The 24170-nt window shown below is 59.5% G+C and carries 21 protein-coding genes; 15 read left to right on the top strand and 6 right to left on the bottom strand.

The features are described from left to right. Positions 1-2: 2 nt before the first annotated feature. Positions 3-2087 carry a hydantoinase/oxoprolinase family protein gene (locus IB241_RS00390; RefSeq protein WP_192296460.1) on the bottom strand — a complete coding sequence of 695 codons (2085 nt, stop codon included), beginning with the start codon at positions 2085-2087 and terminating at the stop codon, positions 3-5. A gap of 171 nt (positions 2088-2258) precedes the next feature. Beyond that, a complete protein-coding gene (locus IB241_RS00385) occupies positions 2259-4688 on the bottom strand; it encodes a LuxR C-terminal-related transcriptional regulator (RefSeq protein ID WP_318652578.1) in 2430 nt (809 codons plus the stop codon). A 606-nt stretch (positions 4689-5294) separates the two neighbouring features. Between IB241_RS00385 and IB241_RS27435 the strand changes: the two genes are divergently transcribed. Continuing rightward, the gene (locus IB241_RS27435) at positions 5295-5852 is read left to right on the top strand and encodes a hypothetical protein (RefSeq protein WP_225595198.1); all 558 of its coding nucleotides are present in this window, start codon (positions 5295-5297) and stop codon (positions 5850-5852) included. 407 nt (positions 5853-6259) lie between these two features. Next, positions 6260-6685: a GNAT family N-acetyltransferase gene (locus IB241_RS00375; RefSeq protein ID WP_192296459.1), complete on the top strand. Its 426-nt coding sequence runs from the start codon at positions 6260-6262 to the stop codon at positions 6683-6685. Positions 6686-6765: 80 nt separating this feature from the next. On the opposite strand, the gene IB241_RS00370 is transcribed toward IB241_RS00375, so the two are convergent. From IB241_RS00370 to IB241_RS00360, 3 genes are all read right to left on the bottom strand, one after another. After that, on the bottom strand, positions 6766-7962 hold the full coding sequence (locus IB241_RS00370; RefSeq protein ID WP_192296458.1) for a hypothetical protein: 1197 nt from the start codon (positions 7960-7962) through the stop codon (positions 6766-6768). Positions 7963-7975: 13 nt separating this feature from the next. After that, on the bottom strand, positions 7976-8863 hold the full coding sequence (locus IB241_RS00365) for a nitrilase family protein (protein ID WP_192296457.1): 888 nt from the start codon (positions 8861-8863) through the stop codon (positions 7976-7978). Between the two features lie 180 nt (positions 8864-9043). Next, positions 9044-9481: a GNAT family N-acetyltransferase gene (locus tag IB241_RS00360; RefSeq protein ID WP_192296456.1), complete on the bottom strand. Its 438-nt coding sequence runs from the start codon at positions 9479-9481 to the stop codon at positions 9044-9046. A gap of 99 nt (positions 9482-9580) precedes the next feature. On the opposite strand from IB241_RS00360, the gene IB241_RS00355 reads away from it, so the two are divergent. The 10 genes from IB241_RS00355 to IB241_RS00310 all read left to right on the top strand — a co-directional run bounded on the left by IB241_RS00355 (position 9581) and on the right by IB241_RS00310 (position 18940). Continuing rightward, entirely contained in the window at positions 9581-10213 is a 633-nt protein-coding gene (locus tag IB241_RS00355; RefSeq protein ID WP_192296455.1) for a hypothetical protein, read from the top strand. A gap of 164 nt (positions 10214-10377) precedes the next feature. Beyond that, on the top strand, positions 10378-10698 hold the full coding sequence (locus IB241_RS00350) for a hypothetical protein (protein WP_192296454.1): 321 nt from the start codon (positions 10378-10380) through the stop codon (positions 10696-10698). Positions 10699-10781: 83 nt separating this feature from the next. Beyond that, positions 10782-11165, top strand: coding sequence for a hypothetical protein (locus tag IB241_RS00345; protein WP_192296453.1), 384 nt, complete (start codon positions 10782-10784; stop codon positions 11163-11165). Positions 11166-11424: 259 nt separating this feature from the next. After that, a complete protein-coding gene (locus tag IB241_RS00340; protein WP_192296452.1) occupies positions 11425-11721 on the top strand; it encodes a putative quinol monooxygenase in 297 nt (98 codons plus the stop codon). Positions 11722-11886: 165 nt separating this feature from the next. Then, a complete protein-coding gene (locus tag IB241_RS00335) occupies positions 11887-12567 on the top strand; it encodes a hypothetical protein (protein WP_192296451.1) in 681 nt (226 codons plus the stop codon). A gap of 144 nt (positions 12568-12711) precedes the next feature. Further along, positions 12712-13608: an aromatic amino acid DMT transporter YddG gene (gene yddG, locus IB241_RS00330; RefSeq protein ID WP_192296450.1), complete on the top strand. Its 897-nt coding sequence runs from the start codon at positions 12712-12714 to the stop codon at positions 13606-13608. 115 nt (positions 13609-13723) lie between these two features. After that, positions 13724-13993 carry a hypothetical protein gene (locus IB241_RS00325; RefSeq protein WP_192296449.1) on the top strand — a complete coding sequence of 90 codons (270 nt, stop codon included), beginning with the start codon at positions 13724-13726 and terminating at the stop codon, positions 13991-13993. 151 nt (positions 13994-14144) lie between these two features. Further along, positions 14145-16256 (top strand): TonB-dependent receptor family protein, encoded by a 2112-nt coding sequence (locus IB241_RS00320; RefSeq protein ID WP_192296448.1) that lies wholly within the window; start codon positions 14145-14147, stop codon positions 16254-16256. A gap of 1212 nt (positions 16257-17468) precedes the next feature. Beyond that, positions 17469-18008 carry a sigma-70 family RNA polymerase sigma factor gene (locus IB241_RS00315; RefSeq protein WP_192297209.1) on the top strand — a complete coding sequence of 180 codons (540 nt, stop codon included), beginning with the start codon at positions 17469-17471 and terminating at the stop codon, positions 18006-18008. Beyond that, positions 18008-18940: a FecR family protein gene (locus IB241_RS00310; RefSeq protein WP_192296447.1), complete on the top strand. Its 933-nt coding sequence runs from the start codon at positions 18008-18010 to the stop codon at positions 18938-18940. The genes IB241_RS00315 and IB241_RS00310 overlap by 1 nt, the downstream gene beginning before the upstream one ends. Here the strand turns inward: IB241_RS00310 and IB241_RS00305 are convergent. Then, positions 18937-20754, bottom strand: a complete 1818-nt coding sequence (locus IB241_RS00305; protein ID WP_192296446.1) for a sigma-54-dependent Fis family transcriptional regulator — start codon at positions 20752-20754, stop codon at positions 18937-18939. The two genes, IB241_RS00310 and IB241_RS00305, sit on opposite strands and share 4 nt — an antisense overlap. A gap of 353 nt (positions 20755-21107) precedes the next feature. Here IB241_RS00305 and IB241_RS00300 point away from each other — a divergent pair, with 353 nt between their 5' ends. The 3 genes from IB241_RS00300 to IB241_RS00290 are packed head-to-tail and all read left to right on the top strand — an operon-like array spanning position 21108 to position 24162. Further along, the gene (locus IB241_RS00300) at positions 21108-22202 is read left to right on the top strand and encodes an ABC transporter ATP-binding protein (protein WP_192296445.1); all 1095 of its coding nucleotides are present in this window, start codon (positions 21108-21110) and stop codon (positions 22200-22202) included. Next, positions 22202-23299: an ABC transporter ATP-binding protein gene (locus IB241_RS00295; protein WP_192296444.1), complete on the top strand. Its 1098-nt coding sequence runs from the start codon at positions 22202-22204 to the stop codon at positions 23297-23299. The genes IB241_RS00300 and IB241_RS00295 overlap by 1 nt, the downstream gene beginning before the upstream one ends. Continuing rightward, positions 23296-24162, top strand: a complete 867-nt coding sequence (locus IB241_RS00290) for a carbohydrate ABC transporter permease (protein WP_017735078.1) — start codon at positions 23296-23298, stop codon at positions 24160-24162. Before IB241_RS00295 ends, IB241_RS00290 begins: the two co-directional genes overlap by 4 nt. The last annotated feature ends 8 nt before the right edge of the window (positions 24163-24170 follow it).

Here is a 24170-nt window from a genome sequence, read left to right as displayed (position 1 = left end):
CGTCAGCCGTTGATCGTGATGTGCAGATTGCCGAAGCGATCCACATGCACCCGGTTTTGTGGATGAACGACGACGGTGGTGCCGGCGTCTTCAATGATGGCGGGGCCGTGGAAACACATTTGGGGTTCCAGCAGGGCGTAGTCGTAGATGGCCGCGTCGTGGATGCCATCGGTTGCGTAGTCGACGACGCGGTGGCCCTTGCGTGCGGCCTCAAGCGTTCGCCCTGTCACTGCAAGCGATTCGGGAATCAGCTTGTCAATTTGCGCGATGGCGACCAGGTGGAAGCCGACGATCTCCACGGGAGCGTCCAGGCAGTAGGTGTAATGCTGTTCGTACAGGGTGTGAAAACGATGCTCGATGTGTGCCCAGTCACGTTCGAGGTGTTCATCGGCGTCCAGCGGCACTTCGACCGAGTGTTCCTGGTTCTGGTAGCGCAGCTTGCAATTGACCTTCAATTCGACCCGTTCCGGGGGCACAGCCTCGGCAATGAACTGCTCGCGGGCCGAGGCCATCAGTTCGTTCAGGAACGCCTGGGTGTGCGCCTGTGCCTGTGGCTGGGTGGTGTCGACAAAACGATTGATAAACAGGTCGCGGCGTAAGTCCGACAGGGTCATGCCCCAGGCTGAAAACACTGAGGCGCCGCGCGGGACGATGACTTTTTTGACGCCCAGCTCTTGAGCCAAGGCGACTGCATGCAGCGCGCCACCGCCGCCAAAGGCCATCAGGGTCAGGTCCCGGGGATCGTGACCACGGCTGAGCGACACCAGCTTCAGGGCGTTGACCATGTTGTTATTGGCCAGGCGCACCACACCACGGGCAATTTCATCGGCAGGCAGATCCAAGCGTTCGCTGAGCAGGCTGAAGCCGTCCGCTACTGCTTGTAGGTCGGCTACCACTTCGCCGCCGCAGAAGTACGCCGGGTTGATCCGGCCGAGTGCCAGGTTGGCATCCGTGGTGGTGATGTCGGTACCACCGTTACCGTACGCCGCCGGGCCGGGCAGGGCGCCCGCTGATTGCGGGCCGACATGCAGCTTGTCAAACCCGTCGACCCAGGCAATGGAGCCGCCGCCGTTGCCGATTTCCACCAGGTCCACCACGGGCACCATGATGGGGTAACCGGCATTGAGGCGGTCACGTTCGATCCAGTAGTCCGTCTTGATCGCGACCTGGCCATCGCGGATCAGTGCGCATTTGGCCGTGGTGCCGCCGATGTCGAGCCCCAGCAGGTTGGGTTCGCCAATCAAGCGTCCCAACTCGGCGGCCGCCCAGAAACCGCTGGCCGGTCCGGACTCGACCATGGTGATCGGGATGTCCCTGGCGTGGGCCACACTGTCAACGCCGCAATTGGACTGCATGATATACAGCGGCGCCTCGTAACCTGCGCTGCGCAGACCCGCCTCCAGTTCATCGAGGTAGCGCGCCGCTATCGGTTGCACGTAGGCCGACAGCACGGTGGTGCTGGAGCGCTCGTACTCGCGCCATTCACGGGTGATCTGATGTGAAGCGACCACCGATACTTCAGGCCACAGCCGCTTCACTTCGGCCAATACCGCCTGCTCGTGGCTGGGGTTGGCGTAGGCATGCAGCAGGCAAATAGCAATGGCTTGCACGCCATCGGCGCGCAAGGCGTCGATGATGGCGGGCAGCTCATCGAGTATTACAGGCTCGCGCTCACGGCCGTCGGTGTGCAGGCGCTCGGTGATTTCCCGGCGTAGGTAGCGCGGCACAAACGGCGCAGGTTTGACCCATTTCAGGTTGAAATAGTCTGGGCGGTTGGCCCGGGCAATTTCCAGGATGTCGCGAAAGCCTCGGGTGGTGATCAGCGCGGTCTTGACCCCACGCCGTTCGGTAAGCGCGTTGATGACAACAGTGGTGCCGTGGGCGAGGAAGTCGACTTCCGAAAGCGTTACCCGTGCCTTTTTGATGACATTGAGAATGCCTTGGGCAAAGTTCGGTGGCGTGGTGTCCACCTTCGCCGTACGCAGGGTCTGCTGGCCGGTGACGGGATCACTTTCGAAGTACACAAGGTCAGTAAAGGTGCCGCCCACATCGGTGGCTACGCGCACGGTTTTTCGGCTTTTCTGCACGGTTCGTCTCCTGGATCGTGTCTTGTCGCAAGCAGGAGAAGGACGGCATGGCGCCCCTCATTGCTGATGGTCACGATGCTAGGCAGGGCGCTGGGCGGGGGGCCACAGATGGGGCGGGTAGGTCGCAGGCCGATAGGTGGCAAGACCTACCCGCCTGGGTGGGTTGGTGGCTTAGAACGTGGTGTCGAGGTGGCCTTGGCGTATTGCAGCGCTGATTGCCGCGGTGCGGTTGTCCACGCCCAGCTTGGCGAACAGGTGTTTGAGGTGGAACTTTACCGTGTTCTCGGAGATGTCCAGGGCGAGGGCGATGGCCTTGTTGGATTGACCGCTGACAAGCAGCTCCAGTATCTGCGCTTCCTTGCCACTCAGGGCCATGTGCGCCGGCGTTGGGTGCGAGCGCCAGCCGCGCAGTCGCGTGATGGCTGTGGTCAGTAGTGTTGTGGGTTTGGGGTAGGCTTCCAGTGCCGGCAGCAGGCTGGGGCCGACTTCCAGCAACAGGCCGGGCAGGGCGTACTGCATGATCGGGGCAAGGGCCATGTCGAGTTCTTCGGCTTGGAGCTGCCGGCCGTTTTTCGCCGCGGCCAGGGCCATCAACCTCAAGCGCCAGGCGGGTAGACGCAGACCTTTGTTCTCCATCTCTTCAGCGGTTCGTTGAAGGTCGGTCCATGCGGCGCCCGAGCGACCGCTGAGCAATCGCAAGCGGCCCAATGCCAGGCTGGCAGCTTCCTGACTACGCCAGTCTTCGCGCTGACCTGCAATCTGTTCCAGATTGGCCTGCAGGAGCGCTTGGCGAGCGGCATGCAGTTGCCCACTCTGTACCTGGGCATCGATGCGCCAGGCCTGTACCAGACACAATAACCGTGGCCACTGGCGCGCGTGCGCCAGGTGGTCGGCATGGTCCAACTCCTGCAGTGCGGCATGCAACCCATGGCTGCGTAACCGCGAACGCCACGCTACCTCCGCCGTCATCGCAACCACATCCAGCCAGCCATCGGCGTGTTCCAATGCAGCCCAGCCGTCGTCCAGCCACGGCTGGATTTCGGACCAAGTACCTTGCCAATAGAGCTGGCGTGCCTTGAAGCAGCCGACCAGGGCCCGCAGCGAACTCTCCTGACCAAAATGGCCGTCGGCAAATGTCAGTGCCTCGTCCACCAATGTAGCGGCTTCGTTGATAGACCCTGATAACGCCAGGGCCTGGGCTTCATGGATCCGGCAGTAGTTTTCGCCACGCGGGCTGGCGATCACGCGCATTTTGACGTGAGCGTCCCTGATGGTGCGCAGGCTCGCAACCAACTCGCCGCGCGTCAGGTCCGCCAGTGCGTGCACGCACTCCAGCGTGGCTTGCGCGAGGGTCTGGTCAAGGGGATAGGGGCTGCTATGGAACGTCGTAACATCAGCATCAAGGCACTCAAAGCAGTCCTGGTAAGCATTCGCCAAGGTTTGGATAACATGAAAGTCTCGGGCCAGTCGTGCATCCCCGACCACCGAACCACGGGCCAGGTGCAACAGCTGTGTGGACAATTTGTGATCGCCCAGCTTGGCGTGCAGGTAGGCTTGGAGCAGCAGGAGGTCCGGTTGGGTATTGCAGGTAGCGGCGTCGAACTGACTCAACAAACCCTGGGCGTAACGAATGCCATGGTGCAGCACCAGTTCCCAGCCGCCTGCGCTGACCACCAGGTTCACCGCCAGTGGGATGTCCCCCGCCTTGAGCGCGTGATGAATGGCTTGGCTCCAGTCCTGTTGCTGCGCCAACCAATGTGCGGCGGCGCGGTGAATTGCCTGGGCTTGATGACTGTCGATACGCAAGCGCAGGAAGTCACGTAGCAATGCGTGATAGCGAAACCACTGGCGTTCGGGGTCCAGGGGAATCAGTAGCGTGTCGAGGTGCGATAGTTGCCTGAAGAGGTCTGCGCTGTCATGGCGGCCGCGCACCGCATCTGCCAAATCGGCATTGAACCGTTGCAACAAAGAGGTCTGTAGCAGCAGTGATTGGCAGTCCGCGGACAGGCTGTTGAATACATGCGCGGTGAGGTAGTTCGCAACGTCCGTCACTCCCCCGGAGAACGCTGTCAAGCCATACACCGAGCCGTCAATGCTGGTACGCCAGAGGCGTGCCAATTGCACTGCCACGGCCCATCCCTCGGTCGCGATGTGTACGCGACATAGGTCGTTCTCATCCAGTCCATTGCCTAGAATGCCACGCACCTCGTGCAAGGACAGGATCAACTCCCGGGCGCTGATCTCGTGTACCCAGCCTTTGGCTTTCCAGCGTGACAGCGGCCAGTCCGGACGGGTCCTGCTGGCGACCACCCAACGCAAGCCCGACGCGGCTTGCTCTGTTAATACACCTAGTATCGAACTCACTTCCGGGCTGGCGGCAAGGTGATAGTCATCCAAAAAAAGCGTGATCGCCCGATCTTCCTCGGCAAGCGCGCGCAGTAGCGCCTGGATCGTGCGTTGTGGTTGTACATCCAAGGCTTGCAAGGCTGCCAGGCGCGGCAAGTGCGCCAGCGCAACACCGGCATGGTCCAGCGAAAGGATCAGGTACGCGAGGAAGCGATTGGGGTCTGCGTCAGACTCGTCCAGTGACAACCAGGCCACTATTGCCTTGGGTGTCTGCTGCCGTATGGCTGCGTGCGATTGCATCAGCAGCGTGGTTTTACCGTAACCAGCGGGGGCCGTCAGCAGTGTCAATGGGACAAGGGCGTTCGTTTGCATGGAAGCCAGCAAGGCCTCACGCACAACTGAGGTGAGCATTGGCTGTGGAGGGGTGAGTTTACCGATCCAATACCAAGCATTGGATGAATGAGCGGGGGACTGTTGTTTCATGGTGAGGCGCACCGATGAAGAGCTGTTGGGGCCGTTTTAACAGCAAACTATGCGAGTTGTTGATTGACTGTGTTACCCGCAGTTTCTAAGTAAATCGCCCCGAATTCTCCAGACACTTTGCAGACTCGTGGTCGTGGACGCCCACCATCCCCGATCACTGACGACGGTGATGCTCGCAAATGTAGGAACCAGGCGCGATGCAATCAGGGTATATGCGCAGCTTGGTCCCACCGAAAATGTCCCACTAACTCTGTGGCTTTTCTGGCGAGCTTTTTCTCGTCATGTCTTTGTTTTTTTACTACTATCCTTCATCTGTGTACTCAAGGAAGAGGGGCTGAGCGCCTTGAGGCTGGTAGAAAATTTACACTCGATCATTGAGTGAGTTTTTACTTTTACCCAGAACCTAACGACTCAGCCAGCCGTAATTACTTTTTGGTGGAACCGATGGATAAAATGTGTGGCATCGTTGTAGTGGTAGGACTTGCCCTCTCGGGATGCGCTACGAAAACTCCAGAAAAACCTAAAGAAGTGACGCCGCCTCCTGCCGTAGTACAACAAGCTCCACCTGAAGCCGCACCTTCGACACCCTATACTGTGCGATATGAGGCTGCACCCGCCGCCAGTGCTGGCGCGCAAGCCCACGCTTCTGCTGAGGCCGATCAGTCAGACTCTGAAACAAACTTGAACCAAAATCGCGCTGAGCAATGCCGTAAAGAGTTGGATGTTTTGAAGGTTTACAACAAAGCGTCTTACGCTAAATACGAGGCGGAATACCAAGGCATTGCGGCCAAGACTGCAAAATACATGGAAATCAAAGACTCGCTGGGTCCTGATTTGAACTACATGGTTATGCCGGCTTATCAATTTCAAATCCGTGAATTCTGCTTCCGGGTTAAGACCCGTCTGTCAGAGCTTGTGCTTCGCCAAGCCAAATAACGATTTAATGTTCGGGGGCGTCTTTTACCAGTCACGGAAGCACTAAAAAGGTTTCCATCTCTGATGAAATGTTCGCCTCACGGGAATCGCACGGTTAAGCGCCAATGACGCAGAGTGCCTGCGCTGCTGCCGAATTGGCGGGCAAATATAAGCGCCTGATCGGCTTCTTGGTCCAGAGAGGTCAGGCGGCTTCTAACAATGCCGCTGGCATCGCCCATATCTGGAATCCGCTTGCGCGTTTTCGGGCGAATGTCGTGGGAACTGCACACCAGCGGATGCTGGATGCGTATCTCCCCTGTCTCCTTTCTCTGGTTTTCGTAATTGTTTTGTCGCGTGTGTCGTCGAAACGCAACCGGAGCAATGGTTGGGCAGTCGTTTAACCACAAACTACTTGAATGGAGAACCCCGTGGGCTTACGGATAGAGCTGAATGACGCGCCGCAAGAGGTCGACTACCAAGCGATTCTGGCTCCATTGAAAGAATACAACCAAGCCCAAGCGGGCCTTATCGAAACTGAAAAGTTTGCGCTTTTAATCAAGGATGACGTGGGCGCCACTCAAGGTGGGCTATACGCGAGAATTTCTGGACAGTGGTTATTCGTTGAATTGCTGGTGGTGCCCGAAGCGGCGCGAGGGCAGGGCCTGGGCGCAAAGTTGATGGCCAGGGCGGAAGCTCAGGCGCGTGAGAAAGGCTGCCAAGGTATCTGGCTGGACACATTCTCTTTCCAGGCCCCGGACTTTTACCGCCGCTTGGGCTTCAGCCTATTTGGAGAACTTAAGGATTATCCTGTCGCTGGATACAACCGGTTTTTTATGCAGAAGCGATTTGATTGAATCGGCCCGGTGTTTCCAGGCAGGCTGAGACCTTCCGGATGACGAGTGCATTGACAAAGACACTCGTCATTTCCCCAGAGTCAGTTAGCAGTCAGAGCACCAACTACCGGCACGATCAACACGGTACTGATCGCCATCGACAACACATTGCCAATATACGGATGCATGTGCTTTGGCAGCCTCCCGGCGATCGCGCAGGCCAATGGCGGTGCGATCAGCGCTCCCAGCAAAGCACTGAGCACAATCACGCTCGCGCTCCCTCCATGGGTCAACACCGCCGCAGGTACTACGGACACCAACGGCACATAGGTCGGATACCACCCACGCTTTCGCCATTGCTGACGCCACAACAGGACGCCCAGTAGTGAGGCCAGCGCCTGACCCGTGACCAAATGGGGCAACCATCCCGACCCGTAGGCAGGGCTTAAGGGATTCAACGCATAGGCCAGCAAAACCCCGGCGAGCAACCCCAGGCTCGCCCATTCATTGCCAAAAAACGGCGCTTCCGAAAAGTCGGCCAACACTCGGCGCAATGTCCAGCGAACTCCGTAGTCCGGTGGAGCAACGGTCGTGGTAGGGGGGACATTGACCCTGCTCTCAGGTTTACGGCTAACCAACCCTGGCAATGCCCGACACAGCAAAAACGCCACCACGCTGCCCAGTGCCATACCCAGGACATTCCCGATCACCACCGGCAATCCCAACGGGAGGCATAAGTAATTCACGAACAACAGACAACTTGGCGTCACTAGAATCGCACCGAGTAGGGCACCATTCAGTGTGACCTTCCAGCCACCTCCAAACAGCAACACCATGGCCGCCGGTAACGACACAAATGCCGCAAACGTGGGCTGCCAGGATTCGGCACTAACCGTCCAGCCCCACAGTGCATTGCTCAGCAAGAGCCCAAGCAATGAGCTAGTCACCAGCCAAGGCCAAAGACCCGTGCCATAGCTGATGCTGAAACCCTGCCAGCCCTGGGCGTAACGGCTGGTCCAGTAACCGAATGCACCGCCAAGCAGCAAGCCAATAGATGCAAACTCATGTTTGTAAAACGCCACTTCGCTGACATCACCGACCACCCAGCGCAACCAGGCAGTCGGTGAAGGCAGGCCGGCTACCATGTCGTTATAGGCGGGCCAATAGCCCGGCGCGGACGATGAATACATCACCGACAGTGCGGTGATCGTTCCGATGGTGACGAGTGTAAAAGCAATCAGGATCGTCAGATGGCGAGCAGCCGAGTCCGATGACGGTTTCGTCGAGATAAAGTCCATGATCCTGCCCCCATCAACGTGGCAGGCACGGGTGGTGGCGATAGCCGAGCATGCCGTCATACAGGTCGATGCGGCGATCCCGCTGCAGGTCGTTCAGATCATTCCAGATCGGTGCGCTGCGGGCGCTGGACAGATCGATGTCGGCATACAAAATGGCCTGCTCATTCGGCGAGGCGACTTTGCCGATTGGCCAACCGTTGGTGCCAGCGATCAGCGAACAACCAAGGTACCGCCCCCCATGTTCCTCACCGATCCGGTTGGCGGCGGCGATGAATACGTTGTTGACATGGGCGGCGGTCATGGTCAGGTAGGAGGCCATGCATTTGCCCGCTTCATCGAACAGCGGCGGCGGAGTCCACACCCAGTTGTTCAAGCTGCAAATGATGTCGGCGCCTTGCTGGGTCAGTATGCGCGGGACTTCAGGGAACCAGATGTCCCAGCAAATCAGCAAGCCGATACGGCCGATGGGCGTCTCAAACACCGGGAAACCAAGATTTCCCGGCGTAAACCACAGCTTTTCCTTGTTCCACAGGTGGGCCTTGCGGTACTTGCCGATCAAACCATCCGGGCCCAAGAGCACCGCCGTGTCGAACAGTTGCATGCCCTCGCGCTCCGCCAGCCCGGCGACGAGGTATACCTGCCGGTCTCGCGCAAAATCCATCCAGGCTCGGATGCTTGGGCCGTCCGGAATGGACTCGGCATGCTCGAACGCATCTTGGCGATTGCTGAACAGGTAACCGGTATTGGCCAGCTCCGGCAGCACAATCAGGTTGGCGCCATTGTTCACGGCTTGCAGGGCCAGGCTAAGGCTGTTATCGAGGTTGGATTGGCGATTTTGTGTGCCGACTTGCGGATCGAATTGCACAACGGCGACGCGGGCGAGACTGGTAGCTTCGTTCATGGATCATGACCTCTTTTTATTGTTATGGCTCCGCTACGGTAGGCGGATGCTTAAGTAGGAGGTCTTTTCGGTGTGCTCGTCAGTAGTCTGTTTCCGCTAGAGATGTAGGCTCTTGCCATAAAGGCTGGGTCTGGTAGCTCGGGTAGTCGTCAAGAGTAAAATCTTGATCTTTTGCAGGCTTTACTTCCGTTGCTTCTCAAAACGAATGTCCCCTTGCCCTAGATTCTTCACGGGCTGCCAGCCAAGGTTTCTATAGAATCCGCTCGCACGGCTTGCTTCAGCGGTTTCTAGCCATATCTTCTGATGGCTTTGAAACAGGAAAGACTCTGCTTTGTGCATCAGATTACGCCCCAACCCGTATCCTTCGAATTCCGGTAGGACGAAGACCGCGAATACGCAGCCATCTTCAATATCGACCATCGAAAAACCTACTGGAACACCACAGACCTGCGCGACCCAAGCGCACGGAGTCTCTGAAATTGCCTGACTTATGGCTTCAGGTGTTATCCCCATATCCGCTAACTGATCTTCAGATAAGTGATTTTCCTGAACGCTGGTTCGAATCTTGAAAATCGCATCGACATCGGCAAGTTTGGCAAGCCGGACTACTGCTTCCATGGCGTCTTCCTTTTTTCATCCGTGTGATGGAAAGTATCCTTACATATATCGGTGCTAGTGCAGCGAAAATGTCTACGCCGCACCCTTGGAGCCTGCTGGATGAACCGTCAACGTCCACCTGATCACTTCGCAACACCTCCCGCCGCACCAAGCACTGAAAGCACCGCCGCCCATCCGCCTGTTTGGCATAGCGGTCCGGACTTCTTGACCATTAGCAACACCGGTTCGGCCATTTTGGGCTTCTGCTCCGCGGTGCTTATGCTGTTGCCAGCCTTCTGCCTGGCGATACTGCTTTTTGTCGGGCTCGGTGCGATGCAGGACGTGCCATCCGGGGATGAGTCGAGTTTCACAACGTCGTCGTTCATCCTGTTCCTGCTTGGTTTTGTCGTGCTTATGGGCTTGGTCTTTGCGTGGATATTTTCTGAGCCTAGCGTGGAGGCCTTCACGTTCGACGAAAACCAGCGACTGCTGACCCTCACGGTCACTCGGCGCGGACGTAAACCCACTCAATGGCGCGTGCCATTCAGCGACATCATTTACATCTGCCCCTATGTGGTCGCTGCGTTTGACCGCGAGGGCCATTTTAGCGTGGTGTTTCAGGGACAAAAGAACAAGGTATTCGAGTTCCGGTTTGCGCAGGGCACTTCTCTGGAAAACATGGAGTTTCATGCGAAGTGGTTGCGGGGAATCATCGGCGAACGGATGCATGAACTACTGAATCTGGACAAATGAGCAAAGCACATCCATCCATTTACGGATTTTCCATTTCGGCTTTTCAAACGCTTCTAAGACGATACGAACCTTGATAGGCGTGCGGAAGTGGATGGCGTAGTTAGCCGTGAACAATCCCCCTCGGTGATCTGCTGTAGGCTGGTCGCTCGTTCACGGAGGAAAACATGCGGATCTACATCACTGGCGCCTCGTGCGCAGGTGTCACCACCCTGGGCCAGAACCTTGCCACGCGGCTCGATGTGCAACAGGCGGCCCGTGAAAAACAGCGCTTTGGCGATCGGATCGCGCCCGGTGGCGACATGCACCAGATCCATGTGGCCTTTCGGGAGTGGGCTTCGCAGTATGACGATCCGGGCTTTTCAGGGCGCAACCGCGCGTGGCACGAGAGGTGGTTGTCGGAGCAAACGGCGCAGGTGTTGCGCATTGATGGAACGCGGGATGCGCAAAAGATGGCGGCGGATGTCATCCAGGCGCTGCCACGTTAGCCCGGAACCCACTGTCGAACACGCGGTCCGAACGACTGCGCCCCGCGATGGCATCGACCCTCTACCGTGAAGGATCACACCCGATGAAACGATTGACCGCCAGCCTCCTGCTCGCCGGCACCAGCCTGATTTGCGCTTCCAACACCTGGGCGTGGAGCAGCGACGGAGACAAGATCAAGTTGACCGAGGGCGAAATCGCGTTCTGTCGGACCTGGCAGAACGACGGCACTTTGGTGATGTACGCCCGGCAGAAGGGGCAACCCACGCCGACTTACCCTGATGACGCCTACTCTGAGCCCTCCGATGAGCAAAAAAAGATGCGAGCCTATTTCATTCGAGAGGCAAAAAATGTTCAGGTTGCCAACACCGAAAAAGAACACGTGGCAGTATCCGAAGCCTTCGGCGTCCAGATGCTGAATCGCTGCGTAGGCCTGGTCACCTCGCTTCCATCGAGCAAGGAACCGTAGGCCGCCATCCGCCGCTGATGGGCCAGCCGGCTCGCGGCGCTGCCGCACATTGCCTGATAAATCCCAGACAAAGAAAAGCCCGCGATGGGGGCACGGGCTAAAGGGATGTTCATTAGGAGCTGGATTAACCATAAGCCTCCGTCTGTGAAAACGGCGTGAAAGGAAAGCCTGCAATACGCACTTTTTTGTAGGACTGTGCCTCGCTGGTCAGCTGGCGTACTGTGTCGGTTCATTTTTCCCACAGTGAAGGGTGTTATCCATGTCAGATGAAGTACGGCTTGTCGTGATTATCCAGACCCAACCGGGCCGCGGGCCGGACCAGTTGGCAGCGTTCGAGCAACTGGCGCCGCTGGTCAGGGCCGAGCAAGGCTGTATTCAATATGACCTGCACCCCGTCTCCGGCAACCCGGACAGTTTCGTGCTGATCGAGAAGTGGGCGTCCAAAGCTGCGCTCGAAGCCCACCACGCCACGCCCCATATGATCGCGGCGAGCCGGCACAATCCTACGTTCCGCGCCGGGCCTTCCACGGTCTTGTTGCTTGAGGCCGCTGTTTAAGCAAGCGCCTATCGCACTTTTTTGCATTTCCTCGCTCTATCTCTGACCCCATCACATAAATACTCCCTGTGGTCACAAGAGCGAGACCTGGTGCCGATAGTTCGTCTGTTTACTTCATGCAAGCGTCGCTGGACGCGTCAGCCTCTGCTACTGGCTGCCGCGTTCATGCTCTGTACTGTCGGTTGCAGCCAGCAGCAGGCGCGAGATGTGGCCAAGCAATTGAGCAACGGCAAGCCGGATGAGTTCTTTCAGACCAGCGTTGATCGCATGGCGACCCTGGGCATGCGCGCCAATCTGCAAAGTCTGTATTTGCTGATGAACAAACTCTACCTGCGCAACCCCAGCCAATGGCGGCAATCGGGATACCCGGATGCGGTGAGCGCGGCCCGGGAAATCCGCCTGGCGATCGAAAACCGTCGCCCGTTGCCTGCCCTTGGCGAGCGGCGCGACCTGGCGGCGTTGAGCTACTCCTTGAGCCCGGAGTTTCGCGGCGATCGTGTCGGTGCGTTTATCTATGCCATCGGCAGCATGATCGTCACCGCCCACGGCGGGCGCACCGAGTTTTACCTCACCGATTCAATCAACCCGCAATTCGTCAGCAACGCCGCACGCAACATCGAGAAGGCCACCTGGCTGCTCAGCCAGCGCCAGGATGCCAATGGCGTGTTGCTGCTGTTCTCCAACGAAATCTCGGAGGAGGGCAGCAACCTCAGTTTTGCCGTGGAGTTTGGCAAGGTCGTCGCGCGGCTCGACCTGTTGACCCAACTGCTGGATGAGCGCTACCGGCGGATCGGGGTCAACTATGCGCAGAGCTTGTTGCTGATGAATTTTCTGCCGGTACAGTGAGCCACATGCGTACGCCGTAGCAGGAAAAAAGCATGGCGTTATCCTCGTCTTGCTTTACATCCTTGTGGCTAAAAATGTCCAATTGCCCCGTGATAGACGGCTTCAGCCGCCTAGCACCCCATCCGCTTTGCCCAAGAGGCCTCAATGCAGATCAACAGCGAGCGTGCAGCCACTGCATGCGGTTTGGTAGCGATTCTCCTGTGGAGTACCGCCGCCGGGCTTATCCGCAGCGTCAGTGAACTGTTCGGCCCATTGGGCGGTGCGGCGTTGATCTACACACTGGGAGCGGTGCTGCTGGTGATGTTTCTGGGACGGCCGCGGGTGCGCGCCACCTCCTGGTTCTACCTGATTGTGGGCAGTGCGCTGTTTGTGGCGTACGAATTGTGCCTGTCGCTGGCATTGGGTTACGCAAGCAATCACAACCAGGCGATTGAGCTGGGTGTGGTGAATTACCTCTGGCCATGCCTGACCGTACTGCTCGCCATCGTCATGAATGGGCAAAAGGCCCGTTGGCTGATCCTGCCTGGCACCGTGCTGGCGTTGTTCGGCATCGTGTGGGTGGTGAGCGGCGATGGCCTGGCCTTGGCCACCATCGTCGCCAATGTGAACAGCAATCCCCTGAGCTATAGCCTCGCGCTCGGCTGTGCAGTCACTTTTGCGCTTTACTGCAATGTCACCCGACGCTACGCCGGCGGGCAAAATCTGGTGATGCTGTTTTTTATCCTGGCCGCCAGTGTGCTCTGGTTGAAATACGCGCTGAGCAGCGAAGTGCTGCCGGCATTCACTTTCAATGGCAGCCTGCAACTGGGGGCGGCCGGTGTGGCCATGGCCGGCGGTTATGCGCTGTGGAACGTCGGAATACTGCGCGGCAACCTGACCTTGCTCGCCACTGCCTCGTACTCTGCGCCGGTGTTGTCTTCGGCATTTGCCGCTGTGTGGCTGGGTGCGCATCTCACTGCACAGTTCTGGCAAGGCGCAGTCCTGGTAACGTTGGGCTCGCTGATGTGCTGGCAGGCAACGCGGGCGCGTTCAACGGCCTGAGCCAGTACGTTGTTTCGCTTTCCGGTGTAGGAACGGGCCTAAGTGCACGGACGCTGCTTGAAACGCTCTCGGCTCGGCAATAGCCTCGGACTTTTCTTAAACATGAGTGGCTGCCTTGGGTAAGCAAAAAACGCGTTGGCCGACTGATCGCGAGATTCGCCTGCGATTTATCCTGTTTGCCGTCATCAATGCCGCGAGCGTTCAAGGCGTTTCTGCGGAATTGTTATTGCCCGCGCACAAACTGCTGCGGGAATCGCCGACAGAGGCGCAGTTGCACGACACCCTGGCCGAGATTTTGGCGACCGATGAAATGTACGGTTTACGGTTTCCTCCCGGTTCAGAGGCCGATGAGCTGTTGCAGACGCTGAATCTCAGCCGCGGTTAGATCGGTCCTTTCCTTCTGGCAGGCCGCCATTGCTGATCGCTTGTACGCCACAGGTAAATACCCGGTTGATCAGGCGTGACTTGAGCGCGATCCTTGTCTTCCCATCAGGGCCCCGCCATTTTCGCCTCCCCGATTTCCAAGGACCCACCCCATGTTGCTGCGTCAACCTCCGCTCCTTTTCGCTGCCCTGACCTTTGGCTCACTGGTGCACGCCGAAGGTCTGCAACTGGCCCCGGTCGAAGTCACCAGCAGCGAAGCCAGCGCCGGCGAAATCGCCGAGGCGCAGCTCAAGAGCGTGCCCGGCGGCACCAACTACATCGACATGGACAGCGTGCAACAGGGCAGGTTGAGCACCAACGAGGACGTGTTCAAGTACCAGGCCGGGGTGTACGCCAAGGCAGCGAACAACGAAGGGATCAAACTGTCGATCCGTGGCTCGGGTTTGAACCGCAGCCCCGGTGCCCATGGCTCGGGCCTGTATGAAATGTTCGACGGCCTGCCGCTGACCGGCCCCGGCGGCACGCCCTATGAATTGAAAGACCCGTTGTGGCAAAGCCGCGTCGAAGTGCTGCGCGGCGCCAATGGTTTCGACCGGGGCGCCTTGGCCCTGGGGGGCGCGGTCAACTACGTGACCCGCACCGGCTACGATGCGCCCAAACTGCAACTGCGCTATGAAGTGGGCAGCAAAGGTTACGCCCAGCGCGAGATCAGCTCGGGCCAGGTGTTGGGGGATGCCGACTACTACATCAGCCTCACCGACTCCGAATCCGACGGCTACCAACGCCAGAGCGCAGCCACCGGCAAAGGCTTCGCCGCCAACTTCGGCTACCGCTTCAGCCCGGAATTGGAAACGCGTTTTTACATCCGTTACCGCGAAACCACCAACGATACCCCCGGCAAGTTGACGCGCAACCAGATCAGCCACGACCCCCGCGCCGCCAACAGCCTCAACGCCGCCCGTGACTCCAAGCGCCTGCAACCGGGCTCGACCTGGATCGCCAACAAGACCACCTTGCAGCTGGACGACAACTCCCGCGTCGAATTCGGCCTGGCTTACCACGATTACCCGATGGACCTGCGCGAAGGCACCATCCGCCTGAAAGTCGCCTACACCGACATCAGCAGCACCCTCAATTACATCCGCCAGGACACGCTGTTCGGGCACGACAGCAAGACCACCATCGGCCTGCGCACTACCCAGGCGATGCCCAATAACGGTGGTGCGGAATACGTGCGCATACCGGCCGGCAACACCGCAACCTATGCCCCCGGCACCAAGACCCGCGACTACAGCTACCTGGGCTCCGACACCGTGCTGCACATCGGCAACGACCTGGAGCTGGTGCCAGACCTGTGGCTGACCACCGGCCTCGCGGCAATCTATACCCGCCGCGAAACCGAAGTGACCTACCCGGACGCCCACGCACCGCTGAGCCAGCACGATTGGGACTACGCGCCACGGGTCGGCCTGCGTTACGACTTCACGCCGCAATTGCAGGTCTACGGCAACCTGAGCCGCTCGGTGGAACCGCCGCATGCGTGGTCGATGATCTGGGGTTCGAACAAGTACTTTACGAGCGGACCGGCCAACGGCATGGCCCGCGAAGGTGTCAGCCTGAAAAATCAGACCGCCACCACCCTGGAAGTCGGTGGGCGTGGCGAACACTGGTTCGGTCAGTGGGATCTGGCGCTGTACCGCTCCGAAGTGCGTCACGAACTGCTCACCGTCGAAACCCAGGCGCAGACTGCCACAACCAACGCCATCGTCGCCGAAAACAACGCTAGCCCGACCATCCACCAAGGCATCGAACTGAGCCTGCTCAGCCCGTTGTGGGACGGCGGCGGCAGTGGCAAGCTCGACCTGCGCCAGGCATACACCTTCAGCGACTTCCACTACCGCGACGATGAGCGCTTCGGCGACAACACCTTGCCGGGCATCCCCAGGCACTACTACCAGGGGCAGTTGCGCTACAGCCATCCGACCGGTTTCTACACCAGCTTCAACACCGAGCATTCGTCAAAAGTGGCAGTGGACTATGCCAATTCCTACACGACTGCGTCCTACACCCTCTTGGGTGCAACCTTCGGTTACGACGCCCCCAAGCACGACTGGCAAGCCTGGGTTGACCTGCGCAACCTCACCAACCGTCGCTACGCCAATACCGTCACGCCAGGTTACGACGACAAGGGCACAGACATGGCGCGTTCCACACCGGGCGATGGTCGCGGCATCTACACCGGCGTGTCCTGGAGCTGGCGCTGAGGCTAACAGACCGTCATCGCAGGCAAGCCAGCTCCCACAGGGGATTGGCGTTGGCTGTGAGATCTATAGCCAGACGCGTTCTGCCGAACAACACAGCTCACCTGTGGGAGCGGGCTTGCCCGCGAAAGCGGTGGTTCAGCCAACACCTCCACCAACAGTGCCACCGCCTTCGCAGCCTCGCTAGGGCTCGACAGCTCCCACAGGGGATTGGCAGTGTTTGGGCTATCTCCAGCCGAGCACTGACAGCCCGCCAACACCAATCACCTGTGGGAGCGGGCTTGCCCGCGAAAGCGGTGGTTCAGCCAACACCTCTACCAACAGTCCCGCCGCCTTCGCAGCCTCGCTAAAGCTCGACAGCTCCCACAGGGGATTGGCGGTGTGAGAGGGATCTCCAGCCAAGCACTGACAACCCAGCAACACAGCTCAAATGTGGGAGCGGGCTTGCCCGCGAAAGCGGTGGTTCAGCCAACACCTCTATCAACAGTGCCACCGCCTTCGCAGCCTCGCTAAAGCTCGACAGCTCCCACAGGAGACTGGCAGTGCCTAGGCTATCTCCAGCCGAACACTGACATCCCAGCAACCCCAATCACCTGTGGGAGCGGGCTTGCCCGCGAAAGCGGCGGTTCAGCCAACACCTCTACCAACAGTCCCGCCGCCTTCGCAGCCTCGCTAAAGCTCGACAGCTCCCACAGGGGATTGGCGGTGTGAGAGGGATCTCCAGCCGAACACTGACATCCCAGCAACACAGCTCAAATGTGGGAGCGGGCTTGCCCGCGAAAGCGGTGGTTCAGCCAACACCTCTATCAACAGTGCCACCGCCTTCGCAGCCTCGCTAAAGCTCGACAGCTCCCACAGGAGACTGGCAGTGCCTAGGCTATCTCCAGCCGAACACTGACATCCCAGCAACCCCAATCACCTGTGGGAGCGGGCTTGCCCGTGAAAGCGGTGGTTCAGCCAACACCTCTACTAGCAGTGCCGCCGCCTTCGCAGCCTCGCTAAAGCTCGACAGCTCCCACAGGGGACTAGCAGTGCCTGGGCGATCTCCAGCCGAGCACTCACTCCCTATCAGCATCAATCAACTGTGGGCTTGCCCGCGATGGCGGTCCGTCAGTCAACAGTGATAGGTGCTGCTCAGTGGTTCTTGCTCCTACTTCGTTTTACTGGCATTGTTTGCGCAATTGGTAATATTTCCCATTTGAGACTCTTTTGCGCATGCATGACATTCCGGCCACGCTGGACGGTTCAGCCCGTCAGCAGACCCTTGCGGCAATGTATAGCGAGCACCACGGCTGGTTGCACGGCTGGCTGCGCAAAAAGCTGGGTTGCTCGCAACACGCCGCCGACCTGGCTCACGATGCGTTTATCCGCGTCCTCATGCTCGCCGAACCGCAACATATCAAGGAACCCCGGGCGTTCCTGGCCACCACGGCAGGGCGCTTGCTGATCGATAGTGCCCGTCGTCGCCGTATCGAAAAAGCCTACATGGAGGCCCTCGCCGTCCAGTGCGAAGACGCCGGCATGCCCGACCCAGCGGCGATCCATGTCGCGCTGCAAGCCCTGGAACGCATCGCCGAGATGCTCGCCGGCTTGCCCGCCAAGGCTCGCCAGGCCTTTCTGTTAAGTCGCCTCGACGGGCTCACCTACAGTGAAATCGCCACGCGCCTGGACGTTTCCTCCAGCACCGTCAAAAACTACATCTCCAGCGCCCTGGTGCACTGTTACCACAGCCTGCACGGGGCCGACCCGCTCTAATGAACTGCGAACACATCATCCAGCAAGCGGCGAATTGGCTGACACGCCTGCACGACGAAGACGTCAGCGACGCCGAGCGCCAGGCCTTCCGCGTATGGTGCGACGCCGACCCGCGCCACGCCGTCGCCATCGAGCGCATGCGCGGCCTGTGGGGCAGCCTCGACACCTTGCCGGCAAAGCCTGCGCGTCGCGCCCTCAACCGTGCGTTTGCGCCCCAACGCCGGCGTGGCGCCCAGGCGGTCGGTTTGCTCGGCGTGGTGCTCTGCGCCTGGCTGGGCCTGCAACACCTGCCGGTGTGGATGGCTGACCAGCGCACCGGCGTCGGCGAACGCCGGCAGATCGCCCTCGACGATGGCAGCCAACTGCAGCTCAACAGCAACTCGGCGGTGGACGTGAAATTCGACGGCCACCAGCGAGTGATCGAGTTGCTGCAAGGCGAACTCTGGGTCGATGTGGCCAAGGATGCGCAGCGACCGTTCGTAGTGCGCACCGACCAAGGCACGGCGACGGCACTGGGCACCCGTTATCTGGTCAAGCGTGCGGCCGACGGAACGACTGTGGTCACGGTGATCGAGTCCACCGTGGCCGTGCAGGGCGACAGCCGCGACAGCGTCAAGGTCATGGCCGGCCAGCGTTCGGTGCTTGACCACGGTCACGCGCAGCCTGCGCAAGCCACCGGCAATGCCGATGCGGACGCCTGGACCCGTGGCCTGCTCAAGGTCAATGACCAACCCCTCGGCGACGTCCTGCAAACCTTGGCCAGCTATCGCCACGGGATGCTGCGTTTCGATCCCGAGGCCCTGCGCAACCTGCGGGTGTCCGGGGTGTTCAAGCTGGATGACACGACAGCGGCGCTTGCGGCACTGGCGGATAACCTGCCGATCCAGGTGGAGTACTTCACCGACCTGCTGGTGGTGGTCAAGCCGCGCTAGGGTTCGTTCTGGCGCAGGCGTTTGTACAGGGTGTTGCGGCTGACGCCGAGTTCCCGCGCAAGGTGGGAAATGTTCCCGCCGAGCGCCTTCAAGCGCTGGTTCAGGTCGATGTTGTCATCCAGAAACTCGTTGGCGGGCAGCGGCGGCGTCAGGTTCAGGTCGACAAAAAAATCATCCGGCAAGTGCTCCGCGCGAATCGGCTGCTCTTCGGCCATCGCCAGCGCGACCTGCAACACGCTGCTCACCTGGCGCAAATTCCCCGGCCACGGATGCTGCTCAAACAGTGCCAGCACCTCGGCGCTCAGCCCGGCCCATTGGGTCGGCTCGCGGTGTTGTTGCCACAGTTGCTGGAACAGCGCCTGCTTATCGGTGCGCTCGCGCAACGGCGGCAACTCCAGGGTCAAGCCACCAATGCGGTAGTACAAATCCTCACGAAAACGCCCGGCTTGCACCCATTCGCGCAGGGCGCGGTTGGTGGCCGAGATAATGCGCAAATCCACCGGGAACAGCTCGCTGCTGCCGACTGGTTGCACACAACGCTCCTGCAATACCCTTAGTAAACGCGCCTGGGTCGGCAGCGGCATATCGCCGATCTCGTCAAGAAACAACGTGCCCTTGTCGGCCTTGCGGATCAGGCCAATGCTGCCTTTCTGATTGGCCCCGGTGAACGCGCCTTTTTCGTAGCCGAACAGTTCCGATTCCACCAGCTCAGCCGGAATGGCCGCACAGTTCACCGCGATAAACGCCTGCTGGCTGCGGGAACTGGCCTGGTGCAGGGCTTTGACGAACACCTCTTTGCCCACGCCGGTTTCGCCGTGGATCAGCAGCGGAATGTCCTTCTCCAGCAACCGCTCGGCCTGGCGTACGGCCTTCTCCACGCGCAGGTCGCCGAAGTGCAAGGTTTTCAGGCCAACCGCTGTCGGCTTTGGCGCTGCGGGTTGTGTGAATACTCGCGCCTGCACCGGCATCTGCTTGGGGCGTTTCAACAGGCACTGGAACCGATTGCGTCCCGCCGCCTGCAACGAAAACGGCAAGCCTTCCGGCTGGTTCAACAACTCCAGCAGCGACACCTTGAACAAACGGTCGATCATTACCCGCGACAAGCTGATGCCCAGCAGGTTGTCTGCACGGCGGTTGGCCGAGAGCACCTGGCCGCTGTCATCAAAGATCAGCAGGCCGGCCCATTGGCTGTCGAGGTTGTTCAGGCCGGTGTTGAAGGTCAGTTGGAAGTGTTCACCGCGAAACAGGTTGAGGATCAGCCGGTTTTCCACGGTCTGGCTCATCATCTTGACCATGCCCAAGGTGTGGGAGGGCGGCAGGTAGCTGTCGCTGGACACATCCAGCACCGCAATGATCTCGCGCTGCGCATCGAAAATCGGCGCCGCCGAACCGGTCATGAAGCGGTTGGCCTTGAGGAAGTGTTCGTCGTGCTCGATATGCACCGCCTGGGCACAGGCCAGCGCGGTGCCGATGGCATTGGTGCCGCTGGAACGCTCCTGCCAGCTGGCGCCAGGGTTGAAGCCGCGGGCCAGTTTCGGCTCGATGAACCGCTGGGTGCCCCACGAGGTCAGCACCTGGCCCTGGTTGTCGGCCAGCATGATCAGGCAGTTGGAATTGCTCAGGATGTTTTCGTAGTACGGCAACACTTCCTGGTGGGTGGTCTGCACCAGGGAATGTTGGCTTTCGAGCAGTTGGCTGATGCCTGCGGCGGGCAGTTGATCAAAGCTGGGGGCGCTTTGATGGTCCAGGCCGAATGCGCGGCAACGGCGCCAGGATTCCTGGATAAGGGTGTCGTGAGTCAAGGGTTCGGCCATGGTGTGACCTTCTTTTATTGTTATTTTTATACAGCCTTGCGCAGCCCCGATGTGGGAGCGGGCTTGCCCGCGATAGCGCGGGTTCAGTCACTGAATATGCAAGCTGATACACCGTCATCGCGGGCAAGCCCGCTCCCACAAGTTGCCTGGGTTGGTCATTGAATCAAGCCCAGAGAGTGTTGTTCAGAACTGTTCATTGTCAACCCCCGAACTGTTCAGTTGTTCAGTCGGATTGTTCACTCCCGAACATCCCATTCAAGCCATTTCCTCATACATCAAGCACTTGCAGTTTTGGCACGAAACTCGCTCTGACGAATGGCCAGATTCATTCCAATAATAAAAAAGGTCGTGTCATGTCATTGACCCTGGAACATGTCTCCCGCGTCGTTGAAGGCCAAACCTGGATCGACGACGCCACCCTGCGTTTCGAAGCCGGTTCCTTCAACGTGTTGCTCGGCCGCACCCTGTCCGGCAAGACCAGCCTGATGCGCCTGATGGCCGGCCTGGACAAGCCCGACAGCGGCCGCATTCTGATGAACGGCGTGGATGTCACCCACAAGCCGGTGCGCCTGCGCAACGTGTCGATGGTGTATCAGCAGTTCATCAACTACCCGACCATGACCGTGTTCGAAAACATCGCCTCGCCCTTGCGCCAGGCGGGGATGGCCAACGAGCTGATCCAGAGCAAGGTGCTGGAAACCGCCAAGATGCTGCGCATCGAGAAATTCCTGCAGCGCCACCCGCTGGAATTGTCCGGCGGCCAGCAGCAACGCACGGCCATGGCCCGGGCCTTGGTGAAAGACGCCGAGTTGATCCTGTTCGATGAGCCGCTGGTGAACCTGGACTACAAACTGCGCGAAGAGCTGCGTCAGGAAATGCGCGAGCTGTTCAAGGCGCGCCATACCATCGCCATCTACGCCACCACCGAGCCCAACGAAGCCCTGGCGCTGGGTGGCACCACCACCATCCTTCACGAAGGTCGGGTGATTCAGAGCGGCAAGGCCGCCGAGGTCTATCACCAACCCCAGAGCGTGCTGGCTGCCGAGCTGTTTTCCGAACCGCCGATCAACCTGATGCCGGGGCGCATCAGCGGCAACGAAGTCAGCTTCGCGAATTTTGTGCACTTCCCGCTCAATGTCGATTTGCGCCCCATCGGTGAAGGCGAATTCCGTTTTGGCGTGCGTCCCAGCCATATCAGCCTGGTGCCGAGCAACGATGATGACCTGGAGCTGGCGGTGACTGTGGAAGTCGCCGAGATCAGCGGCTCGGAAACCTTTCTACATGTGCGCAGCGAACATTTCCTACTGGTGCTGCACCTGCCGGGGGTACATGAGTACGACGTCGACGCACCGATCCGCGTGTATATCCCCACCCATAAACTGTTTGTGTTCGATAGCCAGGGCTGCTTGGTCCAGGCTCCCGGGCGACGTGTTGCGAGGGTTGCCTGATGGCCGAGATCCATTTGCAGAACCTGGCGCACAGCTATAGCCCTACGCCGAGTGGTCCTGAGGACTACGCAATTAGGGAAATGAACCACGTCTGGGAGCAGGGCGGTGCCTACGCGTTGCTCGGGCCGTCGGGTTGCGGCAAGTCGACCTTGCTCAACATCATCTCCGGCCTGCTCAGCCCCTCCGAAGGCCAGGTGCTGTTCGACACCAAAGTGGTCAACGACCTCACCCCGGAAAAACGCAATATTGCCCAGGTGTTTCAGTTCCCGGTGGTGTACGACACCATGACCGTGTTCGACAACCTGGCGTTCCCACTGCGCAATCAGGGCATGGCCGAGGCGAAAATTCACAGCAAGGTGCAGGAAATTGCCGAAGTCCTCGACCTGCAAAACCTGCTGACGAAAAAGGCGCGCAACCTCACCGCCGACGAAAAGCAGAAAGTCTCCATGGGCCGTGGCCTGGTGCGTGACGACGTGTCGGCGATCCTGTTCGATGAACCGCTGACGGTGATCGACCCGCACCTCAAGTGGAAGCTGCGGCGCAAGCTCAAGCAGATCCACGAGCAGTTCAATATCACCATGGTCTACGTGACCCACGACCAGTTGGAAGCCTCGACCTTCGCCGACAAGATCGCGGTGATGTACGGCGGGCAGATCGTGCAGTTCGGTACGCCGCGTGAACTGTTCGAGCGCCCCAGCCACACCTTTGTCGGCTATTTCATCGGCAGCCCTGGGATGAATCTGATCGAGGTGCAGGCCGAGGCGGGCGGGGTGCGTTTTGCTGGCACCCATCTGCCGTTGTCCGAGGCGCTTCAACAGCGCATCAGCAACACGCCTTACAAAAAACTCCAGGTCGGTATCCGCCCGGAATTTATCCACGTATGGGATGAGTACAACCCTGACGCCCTGCACGCCGATGTCACTCATCTGGAAGACCTCGGCACCTACAAGATCATCACCCTCAACCTCGACGGCGCGCTGTTGAAGGTCCGCCTGGCCGAAGACAAACCGGTGCCGGAAGGCCAGGCCTGCATCAGCTTCCCCGCGCAATGGCTGATGCTCTACGCCGACGACTACCTGCTGGAGGTACAGCCATGAACAAGGTGCAGAACAACAAGGCCTGGTGGCTGGTGTTGCCGGTGTTCCTGCTGGTGGCGTTCAGTGCGGTGATCCCGATGATGACCGTGGTCAACTACTCGGTGCAGGACATCTTCGACCAATCCAGCCGCTACTTCGTCGGTGCCGATTGGTACAAGCAGGTGCTGCTCGACCCGCGCCTGCACGACTCACTGTTGCGCCAGTTCATCTACTCGGCCTGCGTGCTGTTGATCGAAATCCCTCTGGGCATCGCCATCGCCTTGACCATGCCGACCAAGGGCCGCTGGTCGTCACTGGTGCTGATCATCCTCGCGATTCCGTTGCTGATCCCATGGAACGTGGTGGGCACCATCTGGCAGATCTTCGGCCGCGCCGACATCGGTTTGCTGGGTTACAGCCTCAACGCGCTGGGCATCAGCTACAACTACGCGGCCAACACGGCAGACGCCTGGGTCACTGTGCTGGTCATGGACGTATGGCACTGGACCTCGTTGGTGGCGCTGCTCTGCTACTCGGGGCTACGGGCCATTCCGGATGTGTACTACCAGGCCGCGCGGATCGATCGCGCATCCGCCTGGGCGGTGTTCCGACATATCCAGTTGCCGAAGATGAAAAGCGTGCTGTTGATCGCGGTGATGCTGCGCTTTATGGACAGCTTCATGATCTACACCGAGCCGTTCGTACTGACCGGCGGTGGACCGGGGAATGCCACTACCTTCCTCAGTCAGACGCTGACCCAGATGGCCGTAGGTCAATTCGACCTGGGGCCGGCGGCAGCGTTTTCCCTGGTGTACTTCCTGATCATCCTGTTGGTGTCCTGGCTGTTCTACACCGCCATGACCCACTCCGACGCCAACCGCTGAGGCCGCAG

It is taken from the genome of Pseudomonas sp. PDM05 (assembly GCF_014851685.1).
Taxonomy (GTDB): Bacteria; Pseudomonadota; Gammaproteobacteria; order Pseudomonadales; family Pseudomonadaceae; genus Aquipseudomonas.
The sequence above is the reverse complement of the archived record's forward strand: the minus strand, read 5'-3'. Positions and strand labels throughout refer to the sequence as shown.